We start from the raw sequence: 8295 nt of genomic DNA on the forward strand, positions 1-8295 counted from the left end.
CCCAACCCCCGCAGCGGCCCCCGCAGCATCTTCCGCCGCTGCCCGAACGCCGCCGCCGTCATCGCCTCCATCGCCCGGAACACCGCCGGTTCCGGCTGCACCGCATGCGGCACCAGGCTCACCACCGCGGACCACACCTTCGGCGGCGGGATGAACGCCGCCGGCGGCAGCCGCATGACGATGCGGGCGTCGCACAGCCACTGCGCCAGCACCGACAGCCGCCCATAGGCCGAGGTATCGGCCGCGGCGCAGATCCGCTCCGCCACCTCCTGCTGGAACATCAGCGTCAGCCGCTCGAACGCCCCCGCCTGCCGCAGCCAGCCGATCAGCAGCGGCGAGGCCACATTGTACGGCAAATTCGCAATGATCTGCCGCGGCGCCGGCACCAGCGCGGGAATATCCACCGACAGCGCATCGGCCTCGATGACCCGCAGCCGCCCGCCGGCCGCCTCGGCCAGTTCCGTCACCGCCCCGATGGCGCGGCGGTCCAGCTCGATCGCCGTGACGCTGGCGGCGGCCGAGGCCAGCAGCGAGCGGGTCAGCCCGCCTGGGCCGGGGCCGACCTCAATCACATGCCGCCCGGCCAGGTCACCGGCTTCCCGGACGATGCGGTCGGTCAGGTTGCCGTCCAGCAGGAAATGCTGGCCCAGGGCATGGCGCGCCGCCAGGCCGTGGCGGGCGATCACCTCCCGCAGCGGCGGCCATTGGGGCAACGGCGTGCTCATGCCAAGAGCCGGAAATTCTGACAGGTCGGCACAGACGGTCCCATGGATCTTGGCCGGTACCCGGGACAAGCCCGGGCACAGGCCCCGGCCGGCCTCCACACCGTGCGATGCCGATGCCGGGAAAGGCGTGGATGCCGGGCCCTCGCCCGGCATGACGATATAGCAACGGCCGCCGGTGTTTCAGCGCCAATCGGGCCTGCACCCGGCATGAAAGGCCCCGTGCCGGCGTGGCAAGAAACGTGTGCCGCCGGCGTCAGACGCCGTTATCGCGCCGGTCGATGTTCGCCTTGCGGTGCAGGGTGCGCATCATCTGGCGCGACAGCAGCTCGATCCGTTCACCGATCAGGCGGTTGCGGATTTCCTCCGGCGTGATCTCGCCGATATTCTTCTGCTCGCGGCTGCAGACCGTGACCACGGCGATGCCGTCGCGCGACACCAGCGGCTCGGTCGGCTTGCCGATGGGGATGTTCTGCAGCAGCGTCCGGAACGCCGGCGGATTGACGCCCTCAAGCCGGACCTCACCCGGATCAGCCGGGTGGTTCGGCGCGTTGTTGGCCTTGGCGATGGCTTCCATCTGGTCGCAGCCGTTCACGGTGGCGATGACGGACTTGGCCTTCGCCAGCGCCTGGCGCTGCTGCGGCGTCGGGTTCTGCGGATCGGTCAGCGGCACGGTGAATGGGAAGAAAGCCTGCCGCAGCGTCACGACCGTTGCCATGTCGTGGCCGATCTCGCGCTTGCCCTGCAGGTTGATGATCGAAAACCCGCCCGGCACCCGCACCGGGTTGCTGACGGCGCCGACCGGCATTTCGGCAGCCAGGCGGGCGATCTGCGGATCGAGTTCGTTGGGCGACACCCAGCCAAGCTCGCCGCCCGACAGCGCGGTCTGGGTCTGGCTGAACTGCGCCGCCACCATCGGGAACGGCGCCCCGGCGCGCAACTGGGTGATCACGGTCTCGGCGAAACGCTGTGCATCGGCGCTGTTGTTGGATTCATCGACCGGGATGAAGATCTCGCCCAGGCGGTATTCCGGCTGGCCGACGCGCTGCGCCGCCAGCTTCTGCTGTTCCGCGATGTCGGCCGGCGTGACGTTCAGCCGCTCGCCCACGACCTCGCGCAGCAGTTGCGTCCAGGCAAGCTGGGCGCGGATCTGGTCGATCAGCGTGCGGTTGCTGACGCCGTCCGCGGCCAGCTTCGCCCGCAACGCGCCCGGCTGCATGTTGTTGCGGGCCTCGATGTCTTTGATCGCGGCGGCGATCTCGGCGTCCGGAACGACGATCTTGCGCCGCTGCGCCTCCTGCACGCGCAGCCGCTCGTCGATCAGTTGCCGCAGGATCTGCGGCTTCAGCCGGTCGATGACCTCGGGCGACATCGGCAGGCCGGTGGAGATCGCGAACAGCCGGGCGCGGTTGGCGATGTCGGCTTCGCTGATGACGTCGCCGTTGACCACGGCGGCGATGCGGCTGGCGGAGGCGATGGGCACCTCGGCAGCGGCCTTGGTGGCGACGTGCGACGGCGCGGCGCCCGCCATGACTGGCGACAGGCCAGCCAGCAGAACCAGGAACAATCCGGCGCCGTACTGGTTGCGGCGAAGCTTCGGCATGTCAGGCATTTCCAATATCACATGGCGCGATAGCCGAATTGGCCGATCGTCTTGAATGTCAACAGGAACAGCACAGCGGTCGCGCCGCTGTCGCCATTGAGGCTGGTATAGCGGCGGAACGCACGCAAATCAAAGATGAAGCACTCGTCTTCATAGATGGCGTCGCCACCGGCGGCAACCATCTGCCCGGTTTGCAGGTCGCGGCGGAGGAAGCCGGTAAAGCGGTAGGTGCCCCAGTTGGAGGACGCGGTCATGGTGATTTCGTTGCGCGGGACATAGTACGGGTTGCCCGGCGGCGGCGGCGGCGGCTGGTCGTAGAAGTAGTACGGATCGAAGTTGGTATAGAGATACCCGGCGGACACACTCAGCTTAGGGACCCCCACCGTGGCCACGGCATCGACGAAGCGGGTGGCCAGGTCGGTGTTCCGCAGCCGCGTGCGATAGGTCAGGTCCAGCCATCGGGTCGGCGTGATGGTGGCGCGGGCGACGACGTCCGACACCTGGTCGTGCAGCCCCGACGCCTCGGGGAAGGCATTGTCCTTGTTGGTGCGGTAGGACTGCCCGATCAGGCCGTCGAAGGTCGTGCCGCCCAGGTACCAGGCGCCGTGCAGGGCGACGTTGGCGCGCGGGCCGCCCTCCAGCCGGTCGATGCCGGCGAAGCGGTTGAAGCCGAACAGGTTGGCGTCGGTGAACTCGAAATCCAGGCTGTCCTCGTTCGGATACAGCCGGTTCTGGCTGTCGCCCACCTGCGGTGCGAGGATCAGCTGGACATGCGGCTCGATCAACTGGCTGCCCCAGGCGCCGCTGTCCCGCATGAAGGGCCAGCGGAAGTCCAGCGCCGCCTGCGGCAGGGCCCGCGCGGACTGGATGTAGGCTGTCGGCGCCCAGTTCGGCAGCAGGTTGAAATCCGCCGCGTTATAAGCGGCGGCATCGCCGTGCAGGGTGATCTTCCACAGGTCGCCGAGCATGCCGATGAACGGCCGCTCCCAATCCATGGTCAGGGCGGCCCGGCGGGTGTTGGTGCCGTCGCTGCGGATCACGTTGAAGTTCTGGGTGGACATCGAAAACCGTCCGCCGAGCGAATCCGGCAGGCCGAAATAGCTGTATTCGTAGCGCGGCAGCACCGTCGGCAGCGAGCTGCTGTTGATCGCGTTGGTCAGGCCCTGGTAGAACTTCGTGTCCAGGCGGGTATAGGACCCCTGGCCGAAGCCCTCGAGATAGATCTGGCTCGACAGGATGTTCAGGTCGCCGTTCAGCGCCTCGGTCTGGTGGAAGTAGTTGACATAGTTGCTGGACGAGGCGCGGTTGACGTCGAATCCCCAGCGCCAGGTATCGTCGTAGTTGAACTGGCCGCGCGTCGCGAGCGTGCCCTGCATCGACCCGTCCAGGTAGCCGGTCGAGACGTTCGCCAGGAAGGTGCCGTCATTGAAGCGCCGGCGGTACTCGACGTCGATCTGCGGACCGGCCTGCGTCGTGATCATCGGGATGAACGTCGCGTCCGACTGGTCGTCGATCACCTGGTACCAGGGCTGGCCATAGAAGGCGCCCAGGCCGGTGGCGGACCCCATCAGCGGCGGCAGCAGCCCGGATTGCCGCCGCACCGACGGATCGGCGTTCCAGAAATACGGGAAATAGGCGACCGGAATGCCGAACATCTGCAACTCGGCGTCGTGATACTCGATCTTCTTGTGCTCCATGTCCTCCACGATCGAGTCGGCGCGGATCTGCCACAGCAGCGGGCGGTCGGGATGCTTGGCGCAAACGTTGCAAGTGCTATAGACAGCCTTGGACAGTTCGTTGATCTGCCCGCCGGTGCGCTGCGCCCCGTTCGCCGCCATCTTGCCATTCTGCTGCAACAGCGCGCGCACATCCTTCAGGATGCCGTCGCTCATGTTGTTCCGCATCTCGGCGTAGTCGGCGAACATCACCTCGCCGTCGGGTTCCAGCAGCACGACGTGGCCGGTGGCGGCCGCGACGCCGGTGTTGCGGTCGAAGGTGATCCTGTCGGCGCGCAGCACGTGCCCGTTCTGCCACGCCTCGACATGGCCCGAGGCGATGACCAGGTTGTGTTCCTTGTCATACTCGATGCTGTCGGCCGAGAACGTGACCGGCTGGTCGGTGCGGACCTGCCCGCCCGAGTGGGGCGCGGTCAGGCTGCCGAACTGGGCGAACGCCGCCGTCGGAACCGCCCCCACGCCAAGCAGAGCAATTGTCAGGCAGCGAAGCCGGCCCTGTCGCGGGCGGTGCAAGTCATCCATCCTCAGCCGTCTTCCGTATGCAGCAACAGGGCGACCGCCAGCATAAGGCCTGAGGCGGCCGGTGCCCAGGCCGCCAGTACCACGGGCAAGGCGCCGGATTGCCCGATTTCCTCGGCGAGCTTGGAGACGACGAACAGCGTGAAGCCGGCCGCGACGCCACTGCCGATCATCTTGGCGACGCCGCCGCGCCGAGCCGGCCGCATGGAGAATCCGGCCGAAACCAGGCTCATGGTCGCGCACAGCAGCGGCAGCGCCAGCAGCGCCTGGAAATGCAGCCGGTGGCGAATCGAGGAGAACCCGGACCGGTCGAGCAGGGCGATGAAGCCGGGCAGCGCCCAGATCGACAGCGTGTCGGGCGAGGCGAAGCTCTCCTGCACGCGGTTGACCGTCAGGTCGGTCGGCAGGTTCATCTGCTGCGGCGGCTGCGGCAACTGGTCAGGGCGAATCGTGCGGGCGTTGTCCAGCAGCCAGCGGCCCCTGACCAGGGTCGCGCGCGTCGCCTCCACCCGGGTCAGCAGCCGATCGGCGTCGTCGAGACGGAAGATGCTGACCCGGTCCGCCGTCAGCTGCTTGCCGTGCAGGCGGACATCATAGGCATGGATGATCGCTACGCCCTGCGGATCGAGCAGCCGGTCGGACTGGCGCAGCCAGAGCTGGCCGCCGTTCAAGGCCAGCGGCCCGCCGCCGCTTTGCAGGTAGGCATTCTCCAGCCGCTCGGCCCGGGCCAGCATGACGGAGGAGACGGGGCTGACCAGCGCCACGGCAACGGCGCCGAACGCCGCGGCGCACAGCATCGGCCCGAAGAGGAATTCCCAGGCCGAGACGCCGGAGGCGCGGGCGACGATCAGCTCGGACGACCGGGTCAGCCGCCAGAAGCACAGGATGCCGCCCAGCAGCACGGCGAACGGCAGGATCTGCATCCCGACATAGGGCAGGCGCAGCGCGGCGATCTGGCTGACGACGCCGAAGGTGGCGTCGGGATGGCTGGCGGAGCGGCGCAGCAGCTCGATGAAATCGAACATCGCCACCAGGCCCGACAGCGCCATCAGCATGCCGATGACCGAGGCGGCGAACTGGCGGACGATATAGAGGGAGAGCGTGACGGCGGCAGTCATGGCGCTAGCGGTCCACTCCTAGGCTTCCCGTGCCCGGAACGGCAACAGGCGGATCGACGGCGCCATCAGCATCCAGGCGCAGACCACCCCGGGCACGATGGCCTGCAGCCACATCAGGAACACCAGGCTGTTGTCGCGCGCCGCCAGGGTGCCGAACGCCAGTCCCGCCGCCAGCAGGCCAACCATCACGCCAACCGTCACCAGCGGCCGCAGCAGGCCGCCGTGGCGGCGGAAGATGCCGCCCAGGGCGGAGAACAGGCCGACCATGGCATAGGACATCGTGGTCAGCGGCATGGTCAGCCGCTTGTGCCCCTCGGCGATGTATTTCGGCTTGTCCCGCTCGAAATACGGGTGCGGGTTGAACAGGTCGCGCAGCGGCATCTCCGACATGTCGATCGGCCGCTCCGTCGTGGACTTGGTGGCGCTGGCCAGGTCAATTTCGTTCTGGCCGAAGGTCAGTATGTTCAGCCGCCCGGTCTGGTGGTCGATCTCCTGCCGGCTGCCGTCGATCAGCAGCACGCGCGGGCCGTTGGGGCCATCGATCAGCCGCCCGCGCTCGGCCAGGATGGTGGCATGCGCGGTGGGGTCGCGGGCATCGTCGACCAGGATGCCGTGCAGCGTCCCGTCCTGGTCGCGGAAGCGGACATAGACGGTCAGCTTGTCCGACAGCGGGGTGAACACGCCGTCCTGCAGCAGGAAGGCCGCCAGCTTGTTGCGGATCTCCCATTGATACTGCTTGAAGTCGGACAGCGAGGCCGGGACCGCCCACAGGGTGAGCCAGTAGCCGAACACGGTGGCCAGCAGCGCCACCGCCAGGGCGGGGCGGGCCAGCGTCCAGGGCGACAGGCCGGCGGCGCGCATCACCGTCAGCTCCCGGTCCGAGGCCATGCGCTGATAGACGAACTGGATCACCACATAGGCGGTGATCGGCAGGATCACCGACACGAAGCTGGGGATCAGCAGCGACGTCAGGTGCAGGAAGACGCCCATCGACAGGCCGCGGTTGACCACCAGATCGACGAAGCGCAGCGACTGGGTCAGCCAGATCAGCGCCGTCAGGCCGCCGGTCGTCACCACCAGCGCGAACAGCACCTGGCGGAAGATGTAGATGTCGAGGCGTGTGATGATTCGGCCGGAGCGCATGCCGCTTTCTGCGGCAGGGCCGGGCGCGATGCAACCGCGCATTTCTGTCATGCCACGGACGGTTTCGCGGCGCCGCCGCAGGTGCCTCTTGCGGACCCGCGTGTTCGGTCGCAAACAGGCCGCCTTCCAGGCAGTGCCTATGGACCGTGACCGCCGCGCCCGGCGCCAGGCTGCCGGCTCGCGGTCCGTCCAACCACGGAGACTCCAGCCCCATGCCGGTTTTGACACGGAATCGCCACCTCGCCGTCACGCTGCGGGACGAGGCGGCCGGCGAGCGGTGGCTGTTCGCCGTGGCCGCCGGCGCCACGCTGCTGCTGCCGTTCGCCCTGCTGTGGGCGCGCGCCATCGGCGACGTGGCGCTGAGTGCGATCACGATATTGTTTTTGATCCGCAGCGTGAGCCGCCGCGACGCGACCTGGCTGCGCGCGCCCTGGACCCGGCTGGCGCTGCTGGTCTGGGGCTGGATGCTGCTGTGCACGCTGCTGGTCGGCAACGCGGCGGCGATCGTCCAGGCGGTGGTCGCGCTGCGTTTCTTCCTGTTGGTGGCGGCGCTGGAGACCTGGGTCCTGGCCGGGGAACGGATGCGGCGGTGGCTGTGGTACGCGGTGCTGGCCGGCGCGTCGTGGATCGTGGTGGAGGTCTGGCAGCAGTACCTCCTGGGCACCAACGTCTTCGGCTATCCGCGCTGGTTGGACGGGTCGCTCAGCGGGCCGTTCCGTGGGCCGACCGCCGGGCCGAACCTGATCTGGCTGCTGTTCCCGGCGTTCCTGCCGCTCAGCCTGATGCTGCTGAAGCGCGCCGATCGGCTGAGCCGGGTGGCGGGCGCGGCGGTGCCGGTGATCGCGGCGGCGACGATGATCCTGATCGGGCAGCGGATGCCGACCCTGCTGATGGCGCTGGGGATGTGCGTCAGCGCGCTGCTGTTCCGCCGGGTGCGCCTGCCGGTGGCGCTGGCGCTGGTGATCGGCGCCGGGGTGCTGGCGCTGCTGCCGGAGATCTCCCCGCCGACGTTCGCCAAGCTGGTGGTGCATTTCACCGTCCAGATGGAGCATTTCTGGAGCACCCAGTACGGCATGTTGCTGGGCCGGGCGGTGACGATGATCCAGGCGCATCCGTGGATCGGGCTGGGCTGGGACGGGTATCGCGATCACTGCATGGAGCCGCAGTACCTGGCGGGCGTGGCGTGGCTGCCGGTGCGGAATCCGGCCAGTCCGCTGGGATGCAGCATTCATCCGCACAATTACTGGCTGCAGGTCGGCACCAGTGGCGGGGTGCCGGGACTGGTGCTGTTCGCCGCGCTGGTGGGCGTGTGGCTGTGGCGGATGGGCACCGGCGGGGCTGGGTTCCGCGGCAATGACCGGCAGGCGGCGCTGCTGGTGATCATGGTGGTGATGATGTGGCCGATTGCCTCGGCGACGTCGCTGTTCACGGTGCCGAATGCGGGGTGGGCGTTC

General features: G+C 68.3%; 6 protein-coding genes. 1 reads left to right on the forward strand and 5 read right to left on the reverse strand.

Annotated features, from left to right (window positions below):
• The 5 genes from rsmA to lptF form a co-directional block, all read right to left on the reverse strand.
• A partial coding sequence (gene rsmA, locus CCS01_RS25595; protein WP_104521601.1) for a 16S rRNA (adenine(1518)-N(6)/adenine(1519)-N(6))-dimethyltransferase RsmA occupies window positions 1-725 on the reverse strand: 725 nt, incomplete at its 3' end.
• A 253-nt stretch (window positions 726-978) separates the two neighbouring features.
• Entirely contained in the window at window positions 979-2325 is a 1347-nt protein-coding gene (locus CCS01_RS25600) for a peptidylprolyl isomerase (protein ID WP_158258594.1), read from the reverse strand.
• 17 nt (window positions 2326-2342) lie between these two features.
• On the reverse strand, window positions 2343-4574 hold the full coding sequence (locus CCS01_RS25605) for an LPS-assembly protein LptD (protein WP_158258595.1): 2232 nt from the start codon (window positions 4572-4574) through the stop codon (window positions 2343-2345).
• An 11-nt stretch (window positions 4575-4585) separates the two neighbouring features.
• Window positions 4586-5698 carry an LPS export ABC transporter permease LptG gene (gene lptG, locus CCS01_RS25610; RefSeq protein ID WP_104521604.1) on the reverse strand — a complete coding sequence of 371 codons (1113 nt, stop codon included), beginning with the start codon at window positions 5696-5698 and terminating at the stop codon, window positions 4586-4588.
• A gap of 18 nt (window positions 5699-5716) precedes the next feature.
• Window positions 5717-6841, reverse strand: coding sequence for an LPS export ABC transporter permease LptF (gene lptF / locus CCS01_RS25615; RefSeq protein WP_104521606.1), 1125 nt, complete (start codon window positions 6839-6841; stop codon window positions 5717-5719).
• Between the two features lie 212 nt (window positions 6842-7053).
• Between lptF and CCS01_RS25620 the strand changes: the two genes are divergently transcribed.
• On the forward strand, window positions 7054-8295 hold a 1242-nt coding region (locus CCS01_RS25620; protein WP_104521605.1), incomplete at its 3' end, for an O-antigen ligase family protein.

The sequence above is a fragment of the Rhodopila globiformis genome, assembly GCF_002937115.1.
Lineage (GTDB): Bacteria > Pseudomonadota > Alphaproteobacteria > Acetobacterales > Acetobacteraceae > Rhodopila > Rhodopila globiformis.

Bases quoted from the DNA above. Each gene is read 5' to 3' on its own strand.
- lptG (WP_104521604.1), bottom strand. From the start codon at position 5,698: ATGACTGCCGCCGTCACGCTCTCCCTCTATATCGTCCGCCAGTTCGCC.
- CCS01_RS25600 (WP_158258594.1), bottom strand. From the start codon at position 2,325: ATGCCGAAGCTTCGCCGCAACCAGTACGGCGCCGGATTGTTCCTGGTT.
- lptF (WP_104521606.1), bottom strand. From the start codon at position 6,841: ATGCGCTCCGGCCGAATCATCACACGCCTCGACATCTACATCTTCCGC.